At 63.7% G+C, this 20,460-nt stretch carries 21 protein-coding genes and 1 tRNA gene; 3 read left to right on the forward strand and 19 right to left on the reverse strand.

The window, feature by feature from the left end:
• Positions 1–12 precede the first annotated feature (12 nt).
• The 11 genes from WBN46_RS05390 to WBN46_RS05440 all read right to left on the reverse strand — a co-directional run bounded on the left by WBN46_RS05390 (position 13) and on the right by WBN46_RS05440 (position 12,418).
• Positions 13–405: a hypothetical protein gene (locus WBN46_RS05390; RefSeq protein ID WP_337730612.1), complete on the reverse strand. Its 393-nt coding sequence runs from the start codon at positions 403–405 to the stop codon at positions 13–15.
• Positions 406–419: 14 nt separating this feature from the next.
• The gene (locus WBN46_RS05395; protein WP_337730613.1) at positions 420–1,619 is read right to left on the reverse strand and encodes a glycosyltransferase family 4 protein; all 1,200 of its coding nucleotides are present in this window, start codon (positions 1,617–1,619) and stop codon (positions 420–422) included.
• 112 nt (positions 1,620–1,731) lie between these two features.
• Positions 1,732–4,917, reverse strand: a complete 3,186-nt coding sequence (locus WBN46_RS05400) for a class I SAM-dependent methyltransferase (RefSeq protein ID WP_337730614.1) — start codon at positions 4,915–4,917, stop codon at positions 1,732–1,734.
• A complete protein-coding gene (locus WBN46_RS05405; RefSeq protein ID WP_337730888.1) occupies positions 4,914–5,510 on the reverse strand; it encodes a methyltransferase domain-containing protein in 597 nt (198 codons plus the stop codon). The genes WBN46_RS05400 and WBN46_RS05405 overlap by 4 nt, the downstream gene beginning before the upstream one ends.
• 59 nt (positions 5,511–5,569) lie before the next feature.
• A complete protein-coding gene (locus WBN46_RS05410) occupies positions 5,570–6,925 on the reverse strand; it encodes an ABC transporter ATP-binding protein (RefSeq protein WP_337730615.1) in 1,356 nt (451 codons plus the stop codon).
• On the reverse strand, positions 6,915–7,730 hold the full coding sequence (locus WBN46_RS05415) for an ABC transporter permease (RefSeq protein WP_337730616.1): 816 nt from the start codon (positions 7,728–7,730) through the stop codon (positions 6,915–6,917). The genes WBN46_RS05410 and WBN46_RS05415 overlap by 11 nt, the downstream gene beginning before the upstream one ends.
• A 53-nt stretch (positions 7,731–7,783) precedes the next feature.
• Complete coding sequence (locus tag WBN46_RS05420) at positions 7,784–8,968, reverse strand: cystathionine gamma-synthase (protein ID WP_337730617.1); 1,185 nt, start codon at positions 8,966–8,968, stop codon at positions 7,784–7,786.
• Positions 8,969–9,067: 99 nt separating this feature from the next.
• Positions 9,068–10,438, reverse strand: coding sequence for a pyridoxal-phosphate dependent enzyme (locus WBN46_RS05425; RefSeq protein ID WP_337730618.1), 1,371 nt, complete (start codon positions 10,436–10,438; stop codon positions 9,068–9,070).
• Positions 10,439–10,554: 116 nt separating this feature from the next.
• The gene (locus tag WBN46_RS05430) at positions 10,555–10,773 is read right to left on the reverse strand and encodes a YdcH family protein (RefSeq protein ID WP_142123411.1); all 219 of its coding nucleotides are present in this window, start codon (positions 10,771–10,773) and stop codon (positions 10,555–10,557) included.
• A gap of 356 nt (positions 10,774–11,129) precedes the next feature.
• Positions 11,130–11,993, reverse strand: coding sequence for an OmpA family protein (locus WBN46_RS05435; protein ID WP_337730889.1), 864 nt, complete (start codon positions 11,991–11,993; stop codon positions 11,130–11,132).
• Between the two features lie 29 nt (positions 11,994–12,022).
• On the reverse strand, positions 12,023–12,418 hold the full coding sequence (locus tag WBN46_RS05440) for a DUF4398 domain-containing protein (RefSeq protein ID WP_337730619.1): 396 nt from the start codon (positions 12,416–12,418) through the stop codon (positions 12,023–12,025).
• A gap of 94 nt (positions 12,419–12,512) precedes the next feature.
• Here WBN46_RS05440 and WBN46_RS05445 point away from each other — a divergent pair, with 94 nt between their 5' ends.
• Positions 12,513–13,649, forward strand: a complete 1,137-nt coding sequence (locus WBN46_RS05445) for a PilT/PilU family type 4a pilus ATPase (protein WP_192200193.1) — start codon at positions 12,513–12,515, stop codon at positions 13,647–13,649.
• Between the two features lie 58 nt (positions 13,650–13,707).
• Here the strand turns inward: WBN46_RS05445 and maiA are convergent, their stop codons facing one another.
• The 6 genes from maiA to rplM form a co-directional block, all read right to left on the reverse strand.
• On the reverse strand, positions 13,708–14,367 hold the full coding sequence (maiA, locus tag WBN46_RS05450; protein ID WP_192200192.1) for a maleylacetoacetate isomerase: 660 nt from the start codon (positions 14,365–14,367) through the stop codon (positions 13,708–13,710).
• A 98-nt stretch (positions 14,368–14,465) separates the two neighbouring features.
• Positions 14,466–15,455 (reverse strand): fumarylacetoacetate hydrolase family protein, encoded by a 990-nt coding sequence (locus tag WBN46_RS05455; protein ID WP_192200191.1) that lies wholly within the window; start codon positions 15,453–15,455, stop codon positions 14,466–14,468.
• Between the two features lie 64 nt (positions 15,456–15,519).
• Complete coding sequence (locus WBN46_RS05460) at positions 15,520–16,257, reverse strand: 2OG-Fe dioxygenase family protein (protein WP_192201226.1); 738 nt, start codon at positions 16,255–16,257, stop codon at positions 15,520–15,522.
• Positions 16,258–16,334: 77 nt separating this feature from the next.
• Positions 16,335–16,409: transfer RNA gene (locus tag WBN46_RS05465), tRNA-Gln, on the reverse strand.
• 33 nt (positions 16,410–16,442) lie between these two features.
• Positions 16,443–16,835 (reverse strand): 30S ribosomal protein S9, encoded by a 393-nt coding sequence (gene rpsI / locus WBN46_RS05470; protein WP_192200190.1) that lies wholly within the window; start codon positions 16,833–16,835, stop codon positions 16,443–16,445.
• A 2-nt stretch (positions 16,836–16,837) separates the two neighbouring features.
• Complete coding sequence (gene rplM / locus WBN46_RS05475) at positions 16,838–17,266, reverse strand: 50S ribosomal protein L13 (protein WP_055936916.1); 429 nt, start codon at positions 17,264–17,266, stop codon at positions 16,838–16,840.
• 191 nt (positions 17,267–17,457) lie between these two features.
• On the opposite strand from rplM, the gene coq7 reads away from it, so the two are divergent.
• Positions 17,458–18,099: a 2-polyprenyl-3-methyl-6-methoxy-1,4-benzoquinone monooxygenase gene (coq7, locus tag WBN46_RS05480; protein ID WP_337730620.1), complete on the forward strand. Its 642-nt coding sequence runs from the start codon at positions 17,458–17,460 to the stop codon at positions 18,097–18,099.
• Between the two features lie 122 nt (positions 18,100–18,221).
• Here coq7 and sugE read toward each other — a convergent pair whose 3' ends face one another.
• Entirely contained in the window at positions 18,222–18,542 is a 321-nt protein-coding gene (gene sugE, locus WBN46_RS05485; protein ID WP_192200188.1) for a quaternary ammonium compound efflux SMR transporter SugE, read from the reverse strand.
• 181 nt (positions 18,543–18,723) lie between these two features.
• A complete protein-coding gene (gene speD / locus WBN46_RS05490) occupies positions 18,724–19,518 on the reverse strand; it encodes an adenosylmethionine decarboxylase (protein ID WP_310161971.1) in 795 nt (264 codons plus the stop codon).
• Between the two features lie 186 nt (positions 19,519–19,704).
• Between speD and crp the strand changes: the two genes are divergently transcribed.
• Entirely contained in the window at positions 19,705–20,391 is a 687-nt protein-coding gene (gene crp / locus WBN46_RS05495; RefSeq protein WP_225590783.1) for a cAMP-activated global transcriptional regulator CRP, read from the forward strand.
• Positions 20,392–20,460: the final 69 nt, after the last annotated feature.

Below are 20,460 nucleotides of genomic sequence, written 5' to 3' on the forward strand. Positions count from 1 at the left end.
AGGGTGGTCCGATTACTGTGCGGGAGGCGCGACGACCACGTCCGCCGGAAGAGGATTCTCTGCGATCGAGTCGAACTCCTCGACGGTGACCTGGATCACGTCTTCCGGCTTGAACCCGTTCTGGCTGAGCCACGAACTGTCGCGAATCCAGCGACGTTCACCATCCTTGACCACGTACCAACCGTCTTCCTTGCCACCCTGGGCCGCCGGCCTTTTGATGATCTTGCCTTCGTACTTCTGTGCTGCCGTCGGCGCGGCGGCTTCCACGGGTGCGGGGACGGGTTGTGCGGACGCTTCCGGGGCGGGCTCGACGACCGGCTCGGATGCCGGCGGCGTCGCTGGCTCGGCGCACGCAGCGACGAACAAGATCAAGGATGCCATTACGACGGTGCGATGGACCTGCATGGATTTTCTCCTGGTTAAGGTGTCTGGCGGTTAAGAGCCAGGAAAGCCCGTCCGAAGGCAGGCTGGTGGACGATCTCGTCCGGCGGAGCATAAACAAAATCGGCGACCCGACGCATGCTCTGGTCCCAGTCCGACAACCCCTCCTCCAAGCCCGCGGAGGCCCTGTCTCGCATCGGTTGCAACTCGTCATCGTGCTCGAGCGCGTAAATCAGCGTGCTCGCGATGCAGGAAGCCGACGGCGGGGCAAGGAGGCAGTTCTCGCCGTCCCGCAGCAGCCAGCTGTTGGCCGGGTTGTAGTTGGTCACGACGGTCGTGCCGCACGCCATCAACTCGAATGGCAGGTAGGACGGATGCTTGGTCATCATCATGACGAAGCCAGCGGTGCAGCTCCGGTAGAGGTCACCGGTCTCGGCGTAGGGCAGCATGCCGACGACTCGCACGACGCCCTCAAGGCCGAAATCCGCCGGAGACCAGCCCGTGCCGGCACACACGATGTCGACGCCATCGCCGAACCTTGCCTTGACCTGCTTGAGCGCGGCCGCCGCCAGCTCGAATCCGTTGCGCGGCGTGCCGGGGCGGGCGTAGTAGAAGATCCTCTTGCGCTCCAGGGCAGCGGTGCGTCCCCGTCGGTGGAACACGTTCTTGTCGATGCTCGGCTCCAGCACCACGCCGCGCCCACCATACTCGCGCTCATACGTCTCCTTGAGCGTGATGGTATTGCAGATGCCGTAGAAGCCGAACCGGTAGGTCAGCTCGGTCTGCGCATAGGTGCTACCAGCGGGGTAGAACGCCGGCTCGAAGTCTTGGATCATGTAGAACTTGAGCCCCGTGTTCTCGACGCCGAGCACCACATAGGCGGTAGTCCACAACGTGGCCACGGAGTAATCGGACGCCGGAATGTTCTGCAGCGCATGCGCGCTGTCCAGCACCAGCACCTCCGAATCGCCCAGGACGGGGAAGGCAGACGCGATCTTTAGCCGCATGTCTTCCGCATTCGTTGATCCGCAGATGAGGAAGCGATGGGACATGCCATCCCGGCGCAGGAACGCTGCCAGCCGCAGAATCGTCATGACGCCGCCGTAGAACGGACTGTCAAACTCTGGCAGGTACCAATTACACATCCTTTTCGCCGGGTCCTCGGCGACCCGCTCGGGATACTGCTGCCTGGCGAGTAACTGGCTAGGGGTGCAATTGATTATCTGCGCCAACTGCATGGCATCGCTCGTGTATCCCGCCCAGGTCGGCGCCTTCCCTGGAAGTAAACCCGCCTTTCGCAAGACGCGTCCGCCTAGCCGGCGCACGCTTGCCGGAAGTTTCTCTTTCATTTCAAAGGCCCAGAGGATTTACTTTGGTGAAGCTCGGATTGAAGTATGGGTCATCCGCGTACAAGTAGCCATCATTACGCCAGACCGGCTCGGGGTCCCCTTCGAAGTAAACCCGGGCGAACGGGTTCACGAGTCCACGTGCGCCGCCGCTGCGTGTGATTGCACAGAGCTGCTCGATTCCGAAATCGGCGGCATGCAGCGACGCACGGGCTTCCACCAACAGTGCCCTCTTGAACGCCAGCGCATAAGGCGATGCCGCACTAATGTTGCGGTACCACTGCGCACCACCGAACCATCCATACGAGTTGATCCCGACACCCTTGAACAACGGGGCCGAGGATCCGCTCCCCACCACCCTCCCGCACTCGACCACCCTTTCCTGGGTGTCCATCGCCAGCGCGCTTACCCAAGCAACGTCGGGGTGATGCGTGACCCAACCCGCCATCTCCGTCAGGAGGTCCTGCGATAGGTAACGCAAAGTGCCGTCAAGCAGCAACAGCGAGGGCGCCACCACACCATCCTCGTCAAGCACGGAAGCCAGAGCGTCGCGCCAGTTCGGAGAGCTGTGCTGCACGAAACGGATGACATCTCCCCAGACAGGGACGAAAGGCGAAAGCTGCGCATCATCCGGCGTGGGAGTGAACACGGTGATCCGGCGAAGTAGCGACTGGTCGCCCGCGCGAAGCCCATCGAGCACATGCATCAACTGGGTGGCATCGCCGGTCTGGACGACCACGACGTCCAATCCCTTGGCCTCAGCTGGCCACGAGACCCGGAAGAGCCCCTCCGGCGTTGGCTGCACGCTTGCCGGAAGCCCGAGTCGACGGAAGTGACCTTCTTGCGACCTCAGCTGACCCAGGGCGGCGTAGGGCTTGGCTTGCAGACCGGTCGCCGTGGACGTCGGAAGGATGCGCCAGTGATACAGGATGGAGCTGAGCCGCGCGATCTTCTCGGTGCGCTCTGTGATGCGGAAGAAGATATCCCAGTCCTGCGCCCCGTCCGTCTCCGGGTCCCATCCACCGATCTCGCGGAGTACGGACGTGCGAATGAAATTGAGGTGTGTGAGGTAATTGACCGAATTGAGCATCTCCGGACTCCAGGCCGGCTTGAACAGCGCGTTCATGCGAACGCCGCCGTCAGCCGATATCGAGTCCTTGTCAGAATAGATGAAGTCGAGCTCTGGTTGCTCCTGGAGCATTTCTACGAGCTTGAAGAACGCCCACGGCGCAATCGTATCGTCGTGGTCCAACAGCGCGATGAACTCGCCATCGGCCATCTCCAAGGCGGCATTTGAATTGCGCGAGATACCTCCATTCTCGACGCGTCTCACTGAGAATCTGGAGTCCGTGGTCCGCGCCTGCAGCCATTCCCATCCGTCATCATCGGCGTCGTCCGACCATACCAGGCATGCCTGCCAGTGCGGATAACTTTGATCTTCTATGCTCCGCAAGGTTTCATCAAGGACGTCCCGTGGCACCTTGTAGATCGGAGTGATGACGCTGATGACCGGTTTCCGCACGAAGTCGGCGCTCCTGGCGACCTGCAAGGCGATTTCTTCCTTGTCGGGTTCCGACGCCGCGATATGGGAAGCGAGCTGAGGGTGGTCGGTACGGGCGTGGCCCGCGATCTGCATCTCCACTGATGTCGGGGTACGGCCTAGCATCCTGCGGACGAGATCCTCCCTCCTTGTCCCGCGTGGCGCCACCCGCCGCGCCAAGCTAACGACTTTTCGCGAGAGCCTGTATGCAAGTGAATCCAGCTCCGCAGCCTGCCGCCTCGTCTGCAGCATCAACTCCACGACCAGCTGATCTCGCTCTTCGAGCGCGGCTTTGACTTTGCCCATGCCGCTGGCCTGATCCTGCATTGCACGCAACGCATCGCAAAGTTTCGCTTGCGCGCGCGCATCGCCTTCCGACGCCATCGCAGCGCGCGCACTCTCCGCCGCCAAGGCGTCCCGCAGGCGTGCCACCTCCTCGGACGACTCGTGGGCCAGCTGAGCTCGCCCTTCCTGCAACGCCGCAATCTCCTGACGAAGACCGTCAACTTCCGCCCCGGCGAGGCGCGCCTGCTCCGAAGCTGCTTCGCGGGCGAGCAAGAGTTCCTGCCTCAGCGCTACGACTTGGGACTCGGCCTCTTGGACTTGGTGCGCTGCCACCTCTAGCGAGGTCAATACCTCCATGTGATGCGTGATCCGTTGCTTGATGTCGCGCAGCTCCTCCACCGAAGAGGCTAGCACCATCACCTGCTCCCCCAACCGTGCGTCTGCGCGCTCCTTCTCGGAGTCACTGATGCTCAGGCGCGCCGCGAGCGAAGTGATTTCCGTCTCGCGCAGTAGCAGGGTATCGCGCGCCTCGGTAAGCTGCGCCTGCAGCTCCCTGAGCTGATCGCGGAGACCATCGGTCTCGGACGTGCGAAGCGATGATTCATAGTCCAGCTCACCTCGCAAAGAAGCAACGATCGAACCCAGGCCAGCCACCTCGTTGCGCCACCATTCCACGTCCTGGCGCACCTTGATGCGCGCGCCCAGCGCTGTCAGGATGCCTTCGAAGACGCGCGCGTCATCGCCGCCCTCGTTCAGCTGGAGGAGTTCCTCCGGCTGATCCTCGCCGACCAGCAACACGCCAAGGCCGTGCTCCGCGCGAAAGTAGAACGAGGGATACCTCGCGGAAACCTCCTCCCACAGCCGCCAGACGCCAAAACCACGCTCGCGCTCCATGATGTCGTGGAACAGCACGACGCCGCGCGTCGACATCTTCGGCAGCCAGCTCTCGAAATCGTGCTTGACCGCCTCGTAGGTGTGGAGCCCATCGATATGCAGTAGATCGACGCCGCCATCGCCGAAGTACGGCAGCGCTTCGTCGAACGTACAACGAAGCATGTGCGAGAACCCCGCATACATCTTGTCGTGGTACTCGCGAAGGCCTTCAAAAACATCTTCGCCGTAGTTCAGGCTGTGCTCGTCGCCCTTCCATGTATCAACGGCGTAGCACGCGCAAGACAGGCCATGCTCCTGCACTGCTTGGCAGAAGGCCAGGTAAGACGTACCCCGATGCGTGCCGAGCTCCACCAGTACTTTCGGGGCCACGGTCTCCACGATCCAGCCAGCGAACGGGACATGTCCCGTCCACGCACTTGGTGGGATTAGCAAGGGCTCGATCAGCATCCCTCGCCTGAGCAGGCGGCTCATTTCGCAACCCGCCCGTTCAAGCGGCTGGCATAACGGAGCAACCAAAGCGCGATCCGCTGCCGAAGGTCCTCGTCACTCTTCTTAATGAAGACGCCCACCGTATCGCCCCAGTGGCTGCTGCCCGGGTCCTCGTGTGGCTGCCAATCCGTGGATACCTCGAGGAGGTTGCAGTTGCCATAGCGGGCCAACGCCCGATAGCCATCCGGGTAGAAGCGCCAGCAATCCTGGGGATATCGATGCTCCGGGCCGCGCGATGGCGCTATTAGGAACACCTTCCCCCCCGGGCGTAGAACCCTGAGCATTTCCAGCCACGTTTCCCAGAAGTACTCGACATGCTCGAATGCCTGACCCGAGACGACCAGATCGACGGATGCACTCGGCAGCGGGAAGGTGTAAGGACTTGTCAGCACAATGTCCACGCCTGGTCCCGCGGAAAGATCGATGCCGACGTACGACCAGCGCGGACTACCAAACAGCGTGCGGTACGAGCCGTTCACATCATACGAACCGATATCGATGACCTTGAGCGGTTGATCCGGGTCCAGATGCCGTTGCACCAGACTGGTCATGTGTTGGTAGGAACTGAGATGCACCAGCAAGTCCTCTTTGTGGGTTTGGCCATCTTTCAAGACAGCAGAAGCGATTCCGGCTACTAGACCACTTTCATCGTCACGGCTTCGAAAGGAATTCCCACGAGACCGTAACGGAGCTTGGTCGACGCCACTTTTATCATTACCGCGTCGTGCACCCAGTGATGTTGGATGTTCACCCAAGGGTCGCCCTCGGCTATCGCTACCGTCATGGAATAATCGCCATCCGGGAGCATAGGCAGTTGGAACACGAACTCGGCCTCGAGGATCTGGCCTTCCGACACCGTCAACGGCTCCTGCATGTGCGAGAAGGTGTTGTCGCCGAACAGCGACTGGCCGAGCCGATCCTTGACGAAGAATCCTATGATCGGGCTGACGATGGCTCCGTTGGCGCGCGCCGTTATGGTCAAGCGCACGCGCTCGCCACCCGCGGCGACATTCAATACGGCCCCATCTTTGCCAGTCACCACGGAAGAGAGTATCTCGGCGCGATCAGACGTCCAGCCATCCGAGTTGGCGATATTGTCGAACAGGGCGAATTTCACGTCGTGGTCTGCGGGCAGCGCCTTAGCCGTGCCATTGCCAGCCTCGCTGGATCGCTTGATGCTGCGTATCTTCACTGCTTCACCATAAGACTGCTGAGCGCAGTATTCCAAGTAAGCATTTGAAACGCTTTCCGCATCGCCATGCATCCGCATTTCCCCGCGATCTAGCCAGATCGCGGAATCGCAGAAATTAATCACGGAACCAGTGTCGTGGCTGACGAACAGAAGCGTCCCCCTCTCGCGGAACGCACGCAGGAAGCGCATGCACTTCTGTACGAAGACCGCGTCCCCCACTGCCAGCGCTTCATCGATGATGAGTACGTCCGCATTGACGTGGGCGATCACGGCGAAAGCGAGCCGAACGTACATGCCGCTCGAATAGATCTTCACCGGCTGCTCGATGAAAACAGGATCAATGCCCGAGAATTCAACGATGTCGTCGTAGACTGCCGCGACCTCCGCCGATGTCATTCCCAGTACCGACGCACTCATGTGGATGTTCTCGCGCCCGGTGAATTCGGGATTGAAGCCGGCACCCAGTTCGAGGAGCGCTGCTACACGACCGTGCAGCTGGACGCTACCTGACGTAGGCTGCAGCGTCCCGCAGATCATCTGCAACAGCGTGGATTTTCCAGATCCGTTGCGACCGATGATACCCAGCGCTTGGCCTCGACGCACCTCGAAAGACACTTGATCCAACGCCTTGAATGTGCGGTGGTAGCTTTTCACGTCCGCGCCTACGACCCGCTGCAGCCTGGGCATGATCGACTGCAGCAACCTGTCCTGCGGCCTCTCGTAGATTGGATAGATCTTGGACAGGGCCGATACGCTCACTACGACGCCTAGGGCATCGGCGCAATGGTCAGAGGACATCCGCGAACCCCCTACGAGCCTTCTGGAAGAAGGCATAACCGATCCACACCACAATTGCAGCCGCGGCGTATGCTAAAGCGAGATTCGTAGGGTCGGGCAATTGACCGAACAGCAGCGTGTTGCGCCCTTCCTCAACGAAGAATGTGAGAGGGCTGAACTTCAACCAGCCACGGAACTCTACCGGGACACCCGAAGCCGGGTAGATGATGGGTGATATGAAGAACAGCACGGTGGTGAACATGACCGTGATCTGGCTGATGTCCCTCACGAACACGCCCAACGCAGCCAGCATGTAGGAGAACCCGATGGAGATGGGCACCAGCGGAAACAGGACCAAAGGGAAGAGCGCAGCAGTCCACGGCAGGTGATGATTGAGCACAAGCTGCATCGCAATCAGCACTATGGTACTGATTGCCGCATGGAAAAGCGCTGACCCAGCAGCCATCCATGGCAGGATCTCAAGCGGGAACACCACTTTCTTAACGTAACTTGGATTCGACGTCACCAATGTCGGTGAACGATTGATCAGTTCGGCGAACATGGCGTGGACGATAAGTCCCACGAACAGGATGATCGCGAAATCCGCTTTGCTTTCCTCGGCGCCGGTACCCCAGCGGGCTTGGAACACCACAGAGAATACGAAGGTATACACGCCCAACATCAGCAAGGGATTGAAGAAAGACCAAGCAAGTCCAAGCCATGATCCCCGGTAACGGCCGACTACCTCCCGCCAGGTCATCTGCCGGATGAGGGAAGCGTGCTTGCCGAGGCTGCGGATTAGCGAGATGGGGGACCAATTCGTCATTTAGATGAGCCATTTAAAGAAAAGCGAGAGGATGTCAGGTACGCGAGACTCGCCTATTTCAATGCCGCATCCAGATCAGCGCATAGGTCTCCTACGGCCTCCACCCCCACACTCAACCGCACTAGCCCATCGCTGATCCCCAGCTTCTCCCGCCGCTCCACCGGCACCGACGCATGCGTCATCACCGCAGGATGATTCACGAGGCTTTCCACGCCCCCCAGCGACTCGGCGAGCGTGAACAGCTTGGTGTTCTCGCAGAACTTCCGGGCAACCTCAAAGCCACCTTTCAGCACGACAGAAATGATCCCGCCATAACCCTGCATCTGCCGGGTGGCAAGCGCATGCTGCGGATGCGAGGCGAGCCCGGGATAGATGACCTTCTCGATCGCGGGATGCGTCTCGAGCCACTGCGCCAGTGCCAGGGCGTTCTCGCAATGCGCTTTCATGCGCAGGTGCAGGGTCTTCAGGCCACGTAGGGCGAGGAAGCTGTCGAACGGGCCTTGCACCGCACCGATGGAGTTCTGCAGGAAGGCCATCTGTTCGGCCAGTTCGGCATCATCTCCCACCACGACCATGCCACCGACCATGTCGGAGTGGCCGTTGAGGTACTTGGTGGCGGAGTGCATCACGATGTCCGCGCCGAGCTGCAGCGGCCGCTGCAGGATCGGCGAGGCGAAAGTGTTGTCGACGACCACGCGCAGGCCGCGCTTGTGCGCGATCCCGCAGATGGCGGCGATGTCGACGATCTTCAGCATGGGGTTGGTGGGGGTTTCCACCCACACCATTCGCGTTTCCGGTCGGATCGAGGACTCGAACGCCGCCAGGTCGGTCATGTCGACGAAGCTGAAATCCAGCCCCGCGGTACGTCGGCGCACGCGCTCGAAAAGGCGGTAGCTGCCGCCGTACAGGTCGTCCATCGCCACGACGTGGCTGCCGCTGTCCAGCAGTTCCAGGATCGTCGAGGTGGCCGCCATGCCGGACGCGAACGCAAAGCCGCGGCTGCCGCCCTCCAGCGCCGCCACGCAGCGTTCGTAGGCAAAGCGCGTGGGATTGTGCGTACGGGAATACTCGAAGCCCTGATGTACGCCCGGGCTGCTCTGTGCATACGTGGACGTAGCGTAGATAGGGGGCATCACCGCGCCGGTGCTGGGGTCCGGAGACTGCCCACCGTGGATAGCCAGTGTACCCAGGGCAAGGTCGCCGGGCGCCCCACTGGCGGGGCTCGAAGATTGCGCCATGTTCATGTTCCTTCAAACAGCCGGGCATTCTACCAGCCGGGTCTTAACGTACCGTCCATGCGAAGACTCCGCCCGCGGTCTGGCGGGCGGGCCGTCCTCTTACTGTGCGCGCCGTCGCAGGTAGTTGAGCAGATCGATGCGGGTGATCAGACCAAGGAAGGCATCGCCATCCGTGATGATGGCCACCTGGCCCCGGTCGAATACCGGCAGCAGAGCCTCGATCGGGGAATGCACGTCCAGCCGGTCCAGCTTGCTGACCATGGCGGTGGAGACCGGGTCGCGGAAACGGGCTTCGTCGCCATACACGTGCAGCAGCACGTCGCTCTCGTCGACGATGCCGGCCAGCCTGTCGCCCTCCATCACCGGCAGCTGCGACACGTCGTACAGCTTCATGCGCTGGTAGGCCGTCGTCAGCAGGTCGGTCGGACTGACCACCACGGTGTCGCGCTGACTGTAGGGGCGCAGGATGAGGTCGCGCAGGTCGCCGTACTGGGGCCGGTCGATGAACCCGTTGTCCAGCATCCAGTAGTCGTTGTACATCTTGGACAGGTACTTGTTGCCGGTATCGCAGACGAATACCAGCACCTTCTTCGGCGTGGTCTGTTCGCGGCAGTACTTCAGCGCGGCCGCCAGCAGGGTGCCGGTGGACGAACCACCCAGGATGCCTTCCTTCGCCAGCAGCTCGCGGGCGGTGTGGAAACTCTCGCCGTCGCTGATCGCATAGGCCTTCTTGACCCGGCTGAAATCCGAGATCTGCGGCAGGAAGTCCTCGCCGATGCCTTCCACCAGCCAGCTGCCTGACTTGGTGCTCAACGTGCCTTCGTTGATGTACTGGGTGAGGATGGAGCCCACCGGGTCGGCCAGCACCATCTCCGTCTGCGGCGAATGCTCGGCGAAGCAGCGCGACAGGCCGGTCATCGTGCCGGAGCTGCCGCAGCCGAAGACGATGGCGTCCAGCTGGCCTTCCATCTGGCGCAGGATTTCCGGGCCGGTGCCGAACTCGTGCGCCGCCGGGTTGTCGGGGTTGCCGAACTGGTTGATGAAGTAGGCCCCAGGGGTCTCGCGCGCAATGCGCTGGGCCAGGTCCTGGTAGTACTCCGGGTGCCCCTTCGCCACGTCGGAACGGGTCAGGATGACCTCGGCGCCCATGGCCTTCAGGTTGAAGATTTTCTCCCGGCTCATCTTGTCCGGGACCACCAGCATCAACTTGTAGCCCTTCTGCTGGGCTACCAGGGCCAGGCCGATACCGGTGTTGCCGGCCGTGCCTTCCACCAGAGTCGCGCCGGGCTTCAGGTCGCCACGCTTTTCGGCGGCCTCGATCATCGACATGCCGATGCGGTCCTTGATGGACCCGCCGGGGTTGGCGCTTTCGAGCTTCAGGTAGAGGGTGCAGAGCCCGGTGTCCAGGCGCCTGGCCTGGACGATCGGCGTGTCGCCGATCAGCTCGAGTACTGAGGAGTGGATCGCCATGCGGCCGTGCATCCGGTGCGGAACGTGGCCCGGATTATCGCACTAGGGTGACGCGGACGGCGACGGCCGACGAGGAGGCCGCCGCCGCCCGCGACAAGAAAGTGGCGGGGCAGGCGTCAGTGCGGCTTGGCGTCGTAGATCCGGAGCAATCGCTCCTTGGCGTGCAGCTTCTCGCGCTTCATCTGCCCGAGGCGGTTGTCGTCGATGGGCAGTACACCCAGCTCGGCGTCGGTGACCTTCTTGTCCAGCTCGCGATGGCGCTGGTACAGCTGCTTGAACTCCGGATCGGCCTTGATGAGTGCATCGATTTCGGCCTGCGGTTGACCTTCGAACATGATCGTTACCTCCTTCAGCGGAAATACGAACGCCCCGGCCTTTGCAGGCACGGGGCGTTGGCTTGGGAGCGGAGCATCTGGCCGGCAGCGCGGGCACTTCCCACCGGAATGCCCGCTGCGGCCTGGCTGCCGGCGGCGGTCTCCTGCGGGATCGGTACGGGCGTCATCGGGTCGATTCTCCGGTGAGCCAAGCGACGGGGATCGCTTGGGTATACGACCCTACTCCTCACTGCCGGGCCCGACAAGGCCCGTTGCAAGTGGTTGATCCGACAGGATTCAGCCCGCAAGAACAGGATTCAGCCCAGCCTCGCCGAAGCCTTGCAACCTCGTATAACCCCATGATTTACATGGGGTTATCAATGCGTGATGACGACTTCCAGCGCGCGTGCCTTGCTGCCGGTGCCCTTGCCTGCGCTCTGCAGGCGTGATTTCGCCACACCGGCCGCCATCAGCGCGTCTCGCAGCACATCAGCCCGGCGCTGTCCGGGCGTCTGCTTGTCCCCGTAACCGTCGATGCGGGCCCGGGCCTTGGGGTTGGCCTGCAGGTAGGCGGCGAGCGCGGCAGCACTCGACGCGCCCCCGGCGGACAGCTTCGCCGAATTGGCAGCGAAGACGTCGGCGCCCAGGGTGAAGACCTCACCGCGGGTTTCGAACTTCGAAGGCGGCAGCTTGGCACCCGAGACCAGTTCCGCCTCCTCGCGCGCCAGTTTCAGTTCGCGCTGACGGGCCGCACTCAGCCGGTTCGCCTGCTGGCCCGCGACGGTATCCAGCGTGATCTCCGCTTCCTGGCGCGCCAGTGCCTCGGCCTCGGCAGCCATGCGGAGGCGTTCGGTTTCCTCGGCCTGGATCTGCGCCTGCACGCGCAGGCGCTCTGCCTCCCGACGCGCGCGCTCCGCTTCGCGGCGACTCGCTTCCACCAGCAACTCGCTGCGGGTCCGGTCCAACCGATCCACTTCACGACGGGCCGCCTGGGTGCGTGCGGCGATCTCCGCGATCTCCACCCGGCGTTCCGCCACGTACTGGGCAGTCTCGCGCTGACTGCGACGCGCCTTGTCGAAGGCGGTGATGGCGTGTTGTGCCTGCAACTTCTCGTAGGCCGCCAGTTCCCCAAGCGCCGGATCGGCATGCAGCGCAGACAACCGCTGGTTGAGCTGCACGACCACGGGATTGTCAGCCGCTGACGCGGTGTTGGAGCCCAACATCAGCATCAGCCCCAGCATGCCGGCACGGGTCACCTTGCGAGACGCCTTCATCGCCCACCCTCCGCGCCGATCTGGCGCTGGAGGTCGGCGATCTCCGCCTTCCGTTGCGCGACTTCGGCCGTCGCCACGGCTTCCAGGCTGCGCGCGCGCGCAAGATCGGCATCCACCGTGGCCCGCAGGGCCAGGTCCAGGGCGTCCTTCTTGTCCCGCGCAGCGTGTGCGGCCTGCGCCTGCGCCAACGCCTGCCGCGCTGCCTCCAGCGGTTGCGGGGCGTACTGGTCGGCATCCGCCTGGTCCGCGCGCTGCACCGCCTGCACGGCGGCTTCCAGTTCCGGCGGCGCTGCGCTCTGGGCGCGTGCCGGTTCGCCGGCCAAGGCCAGTGTTGCTACTGCGGCCGCCATCACATGCAGGGGCCAGCGGAAGTGTGAGAAGCTAACTGTCATTGGGGTGCCGTGACGTTGAGGGGTGCGCGCGGCCATTGTCGGAAGCCTTTGGCGCCGTTGCAACGTCGCGCCGCGCATCTTGGGAGCTTTGCACATGGACATCGGCTATTTCCTGAAGCTGATGACCGAGAAGAACGCCTCGGACATGTTTCTCACCACCGGGGCGCCGGTGTACATCAAGATCGAGGGCAAGCTCTATCCCTTGGGCAATACCGGCCTGCCGCCGGGCATGGTGAAGAAGATCGCCTATTCGCTGATGGACGAGGGCCAGGTGCCCGTGTTCGAGCGCGAACTGGAGCTCAACATGGCCATCGCCCTGCAGGATGCGGGGCGCTTCCGCGTCAACGTATTCAAGCAGCGCGGCGAGGTGGGCATGGTGATCCGCGCGATCCGCAGCGTGATCCCGACCATCGAAGAGCTGAACCTGCCTCCGGTGCTGAAGGACATCATCATGACCCCGCGCGGGCTGGTGCTGATCGTCGGCTCCACCGGTTCGGGCAAGTCGACGTCACTGGCATCGATGATCGACTACCGCAACACCACCAGCACCGGCCACATCCTCACAATCGAGGATCCGATCGAGTACCTGCACAAGCACAAGCAGTCGATCGTCAACCAGCGCGAAGTGGGCCTGGACACGCACGCCTTCCACAACGCGCTGAAGAACGCGATGCGCGAGGCGCCGGACGTCATCCTGATCGGCGAAATCCTCGACGCCACCACGATGGAGGCCGCGATCGCCTTCGCCGAGACCGGCCACCTGTGCCTGGCCACGCTGCACTCCAACAACGCCGACCAGACCATCGAGCGCATCCTGAACTTCTTCCCGGAAAGCGCGCACAAGAACGTGCTGATGAACCTGGCGCTGAACCTGCGCGCCGTGGTGTCGCAGCGCCTGGTGAAAGGCACCGACGGTCGCCGCATGCCGGCCGCCGAAGTGCTGATCAACACGCCGATGATCCGCGACCTGCTGCGCCGCGGCCAGGTGCACGAGATCAAGCAGGCCATGGAGGAGTCGCTGGAGGAAGGCATGGAAACCTTCGACCAGTGCCTGTTCCGCATGGTCAAGGAAGGCCAGATCGAACAGGAAGAGGCACTGCGCGCCGCCGACTCGCGTGATGGCCTGGCGCTGAAGTTCCGCCTGTCCGAAGGCAGCAAGGGCGAGCACGACCCCTACGCCGACTACGACACGTCGGGAAGCTCGCCGCGCATCACCCACGGCTTCGGCTGACGGCACCATAGCCTGCGAAGAAGCATCCCAAAGGGCGGAGTTCTCCGCCCTTTTTCATTCAGGCATTTGCGTCAGGCTGGCTTTCGGGACGCGCCTGGTCGAATGCGGGCAAGGCCAGGCAAGCCTGTTCGATACGGACGATGGTCGGGAACGCGGCCATGTCCACGCCGAAGCGACGCGCATTGAACACCTGCGGCACCAGGCAGCAATCCGCCAGTCCCGGTGTCTGCCCATGGCAGTAGGCGCCGGTCGCGGAATCCTCGGCGAGCAGCGATTCGACCGCCGCAAATCCTTCGATGATCCAGTGTTTGACCCACTCGTCCCGTTCGGACTGGGGCACGTTCCAGGTGCCGTCGAAATATTGCAGCACGCGCAGGTTGTTGAGCGGATGGATGTCGCAGGCGACCATCTGCGCCAATGCACGCACGCGGGCGCGGTCGCGTGCCGTCATGGGCAGCAGCCGCGGTGAAGGCCAGGCTTCGTCGAGATACTCGAGGATCGCCAGCGACTGGCGGATAACGCGCTCCCCGTGCTGCAGGGTGGGCACCATGTGCTGGGGGTTCTTGGCCACGTAATCCGGCTTGTGCTGCTGCCCGCCCTCACGGACCAGGTGCACGGGCACCGTTTCGTATGCCAGCCCCTTGAGGTTCAGGCCGATGCGCACGCGGTAGGCGGCACTGGAGCGCCAATAGGAATAAAGCCGCAGTTGCTCAGCCATGCAAGCCGCCTCCCGCGGTTTGCCCCTTCGATTGCCTGTAATACGCGTCCATGTCCACCTCGAGCCTTCCTGTATTCACACTGGGCCCGCGCGCGCCTTCAAGGCAAGGGCTGCGGCTCGATCCTCTGCTCGATCACACCGAAAATGGAATGACCGTCACGATCCTTCATCTCGATGTGGACCAGATCGCCGAATTTCATGAAAGGCGTCGATGGCTTGCCGTCACGCAGGGTCTCCACGGTGCGCTGCTCGGCAAAGCACGAGGCGCCCCTGGACGTGTCCTCGTTGGCGATGGTGCCGGAACCGACAATCGTGCCCGCCGACAGCGGCCGGGTCTTGGCCGCGTGCGCGACCAGCTGGGCGAAATCGAACTGCATGTCCACGCCGGCCTCGGGTGCGCCGAACCAGTTGCCATTGATATGCGTCACCAGCGGCAGGTGCACCTTGTTGTCGCGCCAGGCATCGTCCAGTTCGTCCGGGGTCACGAATACCGGTGACAGCGCCGAGCGCGGCTTGGATTGCAGGAAGCCGAAACCCTTCGCCAGTTCGCCCGGGATCAGGTTGCGCAAGGACACATCGTTCACCAGACCGATCAACTGGATGTGGCCGGCTGCCTGAGCGGGCGTGACCGCCATCGGCACGTCGTCGGTGATGACCACGATCTCCGCTTCCAGATCGATGCCATAGTCTTCGCTGACCACTTTCACCGGATCGCGCGGGCCGTGAAAGGCGGCGCTGGTGGCCTGGTACATCAGCGGATCCGTGTAGAAGCTCGCCGGTACCTCGGCATTGCGGGCGCGGCGGACGCGTTCGACGTGCGGCAAATAGGCGCTGCCATCGACGAACTCGTAGGCCCGCGGCAACGGGGCCGCCAGCGCGTGGAAGTCCACGTCGAACATGCCATCGACGTTGCCGGCATTCAGTGCTTCGTAGACTGCATTGAGGCGCGGCGCGATGTTGCTCCAGTCCTCAAGCGCCTGCTGCAACGTCAATGCGATGCCCGTCGCGCGCACGGCACGCGCCAGATCGCGGGACACCACCACCAGCGTGCCGTCACGACCGCCTTCCTTCAGGGAACCCAGCTTCATCGGAACTCCAGGATGCCGGCGCCCACGCGCCATGGTTTCAATTGTAACGAAATACGCGCCGCGATCAGCCTGCGCCCGCTTCACCCTGGAAGCCGTCCCGGCGGAACGTCAGCACCAGCGTATCGCGATGGCCCTGCGCGTCCAGCGGCTGGATCGGCGTGGACTCGTGGATCACTCGCTCGTCGTCGAGGAACAGCAATGACCACGGCGCCTCCAGGGTAAAACGCTGGCCGTCCGGTCCGGCGGCGGCGAACACGCGGGTCTCGCCGCCCTTGATGCCCTCGCGGTCCAGCAGCAGCACAGCGACGAAGTCCACGCCATCGCGATGCGCGCCCTCCGGCGTGGGCCGCCCGATGCCATCGGTCGTGTCGATGCGGAACTGGTGTGCCTCGACGAACCAGGTCCGTTCGCCCCTCAGCGTAGAGCACCATCGCGCAAGCCCCGACAGCAGTTGCCGCCAGGCGATGGCACCGCTGACGGCAGGCTCGATCGGCTGGAACCAGCGTTGCATGCCGCCGTGGAGGGCGTTGTAGTCCAGCGACTGCCAGTGCGCGCGATGCGGCACCTGGCGCACCCCGTCCGCGTCGACGATGAAGCAGGAATGCCGGCGGCGCCGGTAACGGCCGCCGTCCTTCAGGTACTCGTCCACTTCCAGCCGCCCCCAACTCGGAAGCAGTTCGTCGAGGGCATCGAGACCGGTGCCGGTCGCCTCCGCCATGGCGCGTGGCTCCAGCACCACGTAGCCGCGCTCCTGCATGCGGCGCAGGGCCTCGTCCGGCGGACAGAACGGGGGTTGGAACATGGCAACCATAGGCGGGATCCCTCAACGCAAAAACCCGCCAGAGGCGGGCTTTTGCGGATGTCCAGTGGACTTCGAGTTGGCAGCCCCGGATGGATTCGAACCACCGAATGCCTGAGTCAGAGTCAGGTGCCTTACCGCTTGGCGACGGGGCTGTATAACCAGTGACGCGTAGTGTAGCGCGTCTGTTAGCGCTTGGAGAACTGCGTGGCGCGACGCGCCTTGTGCAGGCCGACCTTCTTGCGCTCGACTTCGCGCGCATCACGGGTCATGAAGCCCGCCTTGCGCAGCTCATTCTTGAGGGTTTCGTCGTACTCCACCAGCGCGCGGGCGATGCCCAGGCGGATGGCGCCGGCCTGGCCGGTGGTGCCGCCGCCGGTCGTGGTGACCTTGATGTCGAAGCTTTCGGTGTTCTTGGTCAGCTCCAGCGGCTGGCGCACGATCATGCGCGCGGTCTCACGGCCGAAGAATTCGTCCAGCGGACGGTCGTTGACGGTGATGTTGCCGGTGCCCTTGCGCAGGAACACGCGGGCGGTGGAGGACTTGCGACGGCCGGTGCCGTAGTTCTGAGTGATAGCCATGATTAGATGTCCAGGACCTGCGGCTGCTGGGCGGCGTGCGGATGATTCGGGCCGGCGTAGACCTTGAGCTTGCGATACATGTCGCGGCCCAGCGGGCCTTTCGGCAGCATGCCCTTGACGGCGGTTTCGATGACGCGCTCCGGATGGCGCTCCAGCGCCTGCGCCAGAGTCTCGGTCTTCAGGTTGCCGATGTAGCCGGTGAAGCGGTGGTACTTCTTGTCGGCCAGCTTGTTGCCGGTGACATGGATCTTCTCGGCGTTGATGACGACCAGATAGTCGCCGGTATCAACGTGAGGGGTATAGACGGGCTTGTGCTTGCCGCGAAGGCGGCGGGCCAGCTCGGTGGACAGGCGACCAAGGGTCTTGCCTGCTGCGTCGACGACGTACCAGTCACGCTGGACGGTCTCGGACTTGGCGGTAAAGGTGCTCATGTGGATCTCATGTGTCTGGTCGGGCGGATTCCGCGGTTACCCCGGCGGAACTTTGCCACGCGTTGTGAAGGGTGAAACGGAAGAGGCGGGATTGTACGGGGCGAGGCCGCCACGCGCAAGTCGCCGGGGCGTCCCTGCCGGCACGCGCTGGACCGGCAGACGCCCGTGCGGCGAGCCGGCACAATGACGGCATGAACACACGGACCTTCTCTCTCCTGGACCACTGGCTGGTGGAAGCCCAGCGCGGCCTGGACACGGTCTTCGGCAATCCGCCGGCCCATCGCCCCAACCCGGCCGGCGACACCCCCGAGGTTGCGCTCGATGCCGCCGAGCAGCGTCATGCCGCCGGCCTGATGCGCATCAACCATGTCGGCGAGGTGTGCGCGCAGGGCCTGTACTTCGGACAGGCCGCCGTCGCCCGCGACCCCGCGACGCGCACCCACCTGATGGAGGCCGCCCAGGAAGAAACCGACCATCTGGCCTGGTGCGCCGACCGGCTGCGGGAGCTGGACAGCCGCCCCAGCCTGTTCAACCCGCTGTGGTATGCCGGCAGCTATGCCCTGGGAGCCCTGGCAGGCCTGCGCGGCGACGGCTGGAGCCTGGGCTTCGTCGTCGAAACCGAGCGCCAGGTGGAAGCCCACCTGGACGAACACCTGGAAACCCTCCCCCCTGCCGACCTGCGCAGCCGCGAGATCCTGACCGTCATGAAGGCCGACGAGGCCCGCCATGCCGAACATGCCGAAGAGGCCGGCGCGACCGTCCTGCCAGCCCCCATCCCGACCCTGATGGCGGGCGCCTCGAAGCTGATGAAGGCAGTGGCTTACCGCCTGTAGGGTGCGCCCAGGCGCACCGTCGCCACGTCCACGCGTCCGACGATCCTCACTGACGTCGCTTCTCCGGGCCGCAGTATCGTCGGCAAGGCCAGGAAGGCGGGCTTGAGCCCGCCCCTGCGCCGCTATGACGGCGTGGCCAGTTTCAGGCCGATGATGCCGGCCACGATCAGCCCCACACAGACCAGCCGCGCCGCGGTTGCCGGCTCCTTGAACAGCCACATGCCGACGAAGGCCGTGCCCACGGCACCAATGCCCACCCAGACCGCATAGCCCGTTCCCAACGGGATGTGCTTCAGCGCTGCGGCCAGCAGCCAGAAACTGGCCGCCATCGCCACGCCCGTCACCACGCTGGGCCACAGCCGGCTGAAACCCTCCGAGTATTTCAGTCCCACGGCCCATACCACTTCCAGCACGCCCGCCAACACCAGATAGAACCACGCCATACGCCACCTCCTCAGGTCGATGCCCGGGCCATAACGCAGAACGGCCCGGAACTTGCGTTCCGGACCGCCGTCGGTCCTGATGCGCGGCTCGCGCCGCGGGCGGGTCGTCCCGCCTTGTTTTCAGGGCAAGGCTACTGCGGTCCACCCCAACCGGGTGTAACCCGCGGCAGCACGCAACCCGTCATTCCGGCAGGTTGCGGCCGTGATACAGCTCTTCGATCTCCCGCCTCAGGCGCGCTTCGATCTTCATGCGCTCCTTGAACGACAGGTTCTTGGCCTTCTCCTCGAACAGGTAGTTGTCGAGGTCGAACTCCTTCAGGTGCATCTTCGTGTGGAAGATGTTCTCCTGGTAGACGTTCACGTCGAGCATCTCGTAGCGCGACTTGATGTTCTTGGCCAGGAAATCCTGGATCGAATTGATCTTGTGGTCGATGTAGTGCTTCTTGCCCTTCACGTCGCGGGTGAAGCCGCGCACGCGGTAATCCATGATGACGATGTCGGATTCCAGGCTTTCGATCAGGTAGTTCAGGGCCTTCAGCGGCGAGATCACGCCGCACGTGGCCACGTCGATGTCCGCACGGAACGTCGCGATGCCGTTGTCCGGATGGGTCTCCGGGTAGGTGTGCACCGTGATGTGGGACTTGTCCATGTGCGCGACCACCGCATCGGAGATGATCTCCTTGCCTGCATCCTTCTTGTCGATCACCGGCTCCTCGGAGATGAGGATCGTTACCGACGCACCCTGCGGATCGTAGTCCTGGCGGGCCACGTTCAGGATGTTGGCGCCGATGATCTCCGCCACATCCGTCAGGATCTGGGTCAGGCGATCGGCGTTGTACTCCTCGTCGATGTACTCGATGTACCGGCGGCGCTCGTCCTCGGACGAGGCATAGCACACGTCGTAGATGTTGAAGCTCAGCGCCTTGGTGAGGTTGTTGAAGCCTTGCAGCCGCAGGCGAGGCAGGGGTTTTACCACGGCGGTGGTCCCTCTCTGGGGGGGTCGGATGAGGGGGCGGATTATGCGCCATATGGGGTGACAGCGAAATGTCCGCCACCACCCGTCGGCCGGCCGGCGCGGGACTGGCCCAGCCCTTGCATGGCCTGCGTTTGCCGTCGGCTACGTATTCGGACTAAGCTTCCGGAATTACAAGCCGCGACCATCATGAGCCCAGGCATCCCCCTTTCAGCCCCCGCTCGCCCCGCCGCCAGCCCCCTGACGCCGGACAACGCCACGCTTGAGCGCTTTCTGGCCCACAGCCACCGCCGGCGCTACCCCGCCCGCGCCGACGTCTTCCGCCCCGGCGACCCGGCAGGAACGCTGTACTACGTGGTCAGCGGCTCGGTCAGCATCATCACCGAGGAAGACGACGACCGGGAGCTGGTGCTTGGCTACTTCGGTTCCGGCGAGTTCGTCGGCGAGATGGGACTGTTCATCGAGTCGGACCGTCGGGAGGTGATCCTGCGCACCCGCACCCAGTGCGAACTGGCCGAAATCAGCTACGAACGCCTGCACCAGCTGTTCATGGGCACGCTGTCGGCCGATGCCCCCAAGCTGCTGTACGCGATCGGCGCGCAGCTCTCGCGGCGCCTGCTGGACACCAGCCGCAAAGCCAGCCGCCTCGCGTTCCTCGACGTGACCGACCGGATCGTACGCACCCTGCATGACCTCGCCCGCGAGCCGGAAGCGATGAGTCACCCCCAAGGCACCCAGCTGCGCGTCTCTCGCCAGGAGCTGGCACGCTTGGTGGGCTGCTCGCGCGAGATGGCGGGACGCGTGCTGAAAAAGCTGCAGGCCGATGGCTCCCTGCATGCGCGCGGCAAGACCGTCGTGCTGTACGGTACCCGCTGACCCCGCCAGGTGTGCGGCCGGCCCGACGAGGCCTGCCGCCTTCGGGACTGCAACCGCAGATCTGCTCGA

This window comes from Pseudoxanthomonas sp. CCNWLW251 (genome assembly GCF_037402255.1).
Taxonomy (GTDB): Bacteria; Pseudomonadota; Gammaproteobacteria; order Xanthomonadales; family Xanthomonadaceae; genus Pseudoxanthomonas_A.

Coding starts and splice junctions, on each gene's coding strand:
- WBN46_RS05390 (WP_337730612.1), bottom strand. CDS start 405: ATGCAGGTCCATCGCACCGTCGTAATGGCATCCTTGATCTTGTTCGTC.
- WBN46_RS05395 (WP_337730613.1), bottom strand. CDS start 1,619: ATGCAGTTGGCGCAGATAATCAATTGCACCCCTAGCCAGTTACTCGCC.
- WBN46_RS05400 (WP_337730614.1), bottom strand. CDS start 4,917: ATGAGCCGCCTGCTCAGGCGAGGGATGCTGATCGAGCCCTTGCTAATC.
- WBN46_RS05410 (WP_337730615.1), bottom strand. CDS start 6,925: ATGTCCTCTGACCATTGCGCCGATGCCCTAGGCGTCGTAGTGAGCGTA.
- WBN46_RS05415 (WP_337730616.1), bottom strand. CDS start 7,730: ATGACGAATTGGTCCCCCATCTCGCTAATCCGCAGCCTCGGCAAGCAC.
- WBN46_RS05420 (WP_337730617.1), bottom strand. CDS start 8,968: ATGGCGCAATCTTCGAGCCCCGCCAGTGGGGCGCCCGGCGACCTTGCC.
- WBN46_RS05425 (WP_337730618.1), bottom strand. CDS start 10,438: ATGGCGATCCACTCCTCAGTACTCGAGCTGATCGGCGACACGCCGATC.
- WBN46_RS05430 (WP_142123411.1), bottom strand. CDS start 10,773: ATGTTCGAAGGTCAACCGCAGGCCGAAATCGATGCACTCATCAAGGCC.
- WBN46_RS05435 (WP_337730889.1), bottom strand. CDS start 11,993: ATGCTGGGGCTGATGCTGATGTTGGGCTCCAACACCGCGTCAGCGGCT.
- WBN46_RS05440 (WP_337730619.1), bottom strand. CDS start 12,418: ATGACAGTTAGCTTCTCACACTTCCGCTGGCCCCTGCATGTGATGGCG.
- WBN46_RS05445 (WP_192200193.1), top strand. CDS start 12,513: ATGGACATCGGCTATTTCCTGAAGCTGATGACCGAGAAGAACGCCTCG.
- maiA (WP_192200192.1), bottom strand. CDS start 14,367: ATGGCTGAGCAACTGCGGCTTTATTCCTATTGGCGCTCCAGTGCCGCC.
- WBN46_RS05455 (WP_192200191.1), bottom strand. CDS start 15,455: ATGAAGCTGGGTTCCCTGAAGGAAGGCGGTCGTGACGGCACGCTGGTG.
- WBN46_RS05460 (WP_192201226.1), bottom strand. CDS start 16,257: ATGTTCCAACCCCCGTTCTGTCCGCCGGACGAGGCCCTGCGCCGCATG.
- rpsI (WP_192200190.1), bottom strand. CDS start 16,835: ATGGCTATCACTCAGAACTACGGCACCGGCCGTCGCAAGTCCTCCACC.
- rplM (WP_055936916.1), bottom strand. CDS start 17,266: ATGAGCACCTTTACCGCCAAGTCCGAGACCGTCCAGCGTGACTGGTAC.
- coq7 (WP_337730620.1), top strand. CDS start 17,458: ATGAACACACGGACCTTCTCTCTCCTGGACCACTGGCTGGTGGAAGCC.
- sugE (WP_192200188.1), bottom strand. CDS start 18,542: ATGGCGTGGTTCTATCTGGTGTTGGCGGGCGTGCTGGAAGTGGTATGG.
- crp (WP_225590783.1), top strand. CDS start 19,705: ATGAGCCCAGGCATCCCCCTTTCAGCCCCCGCTCGCCCCGCCGCCAGC.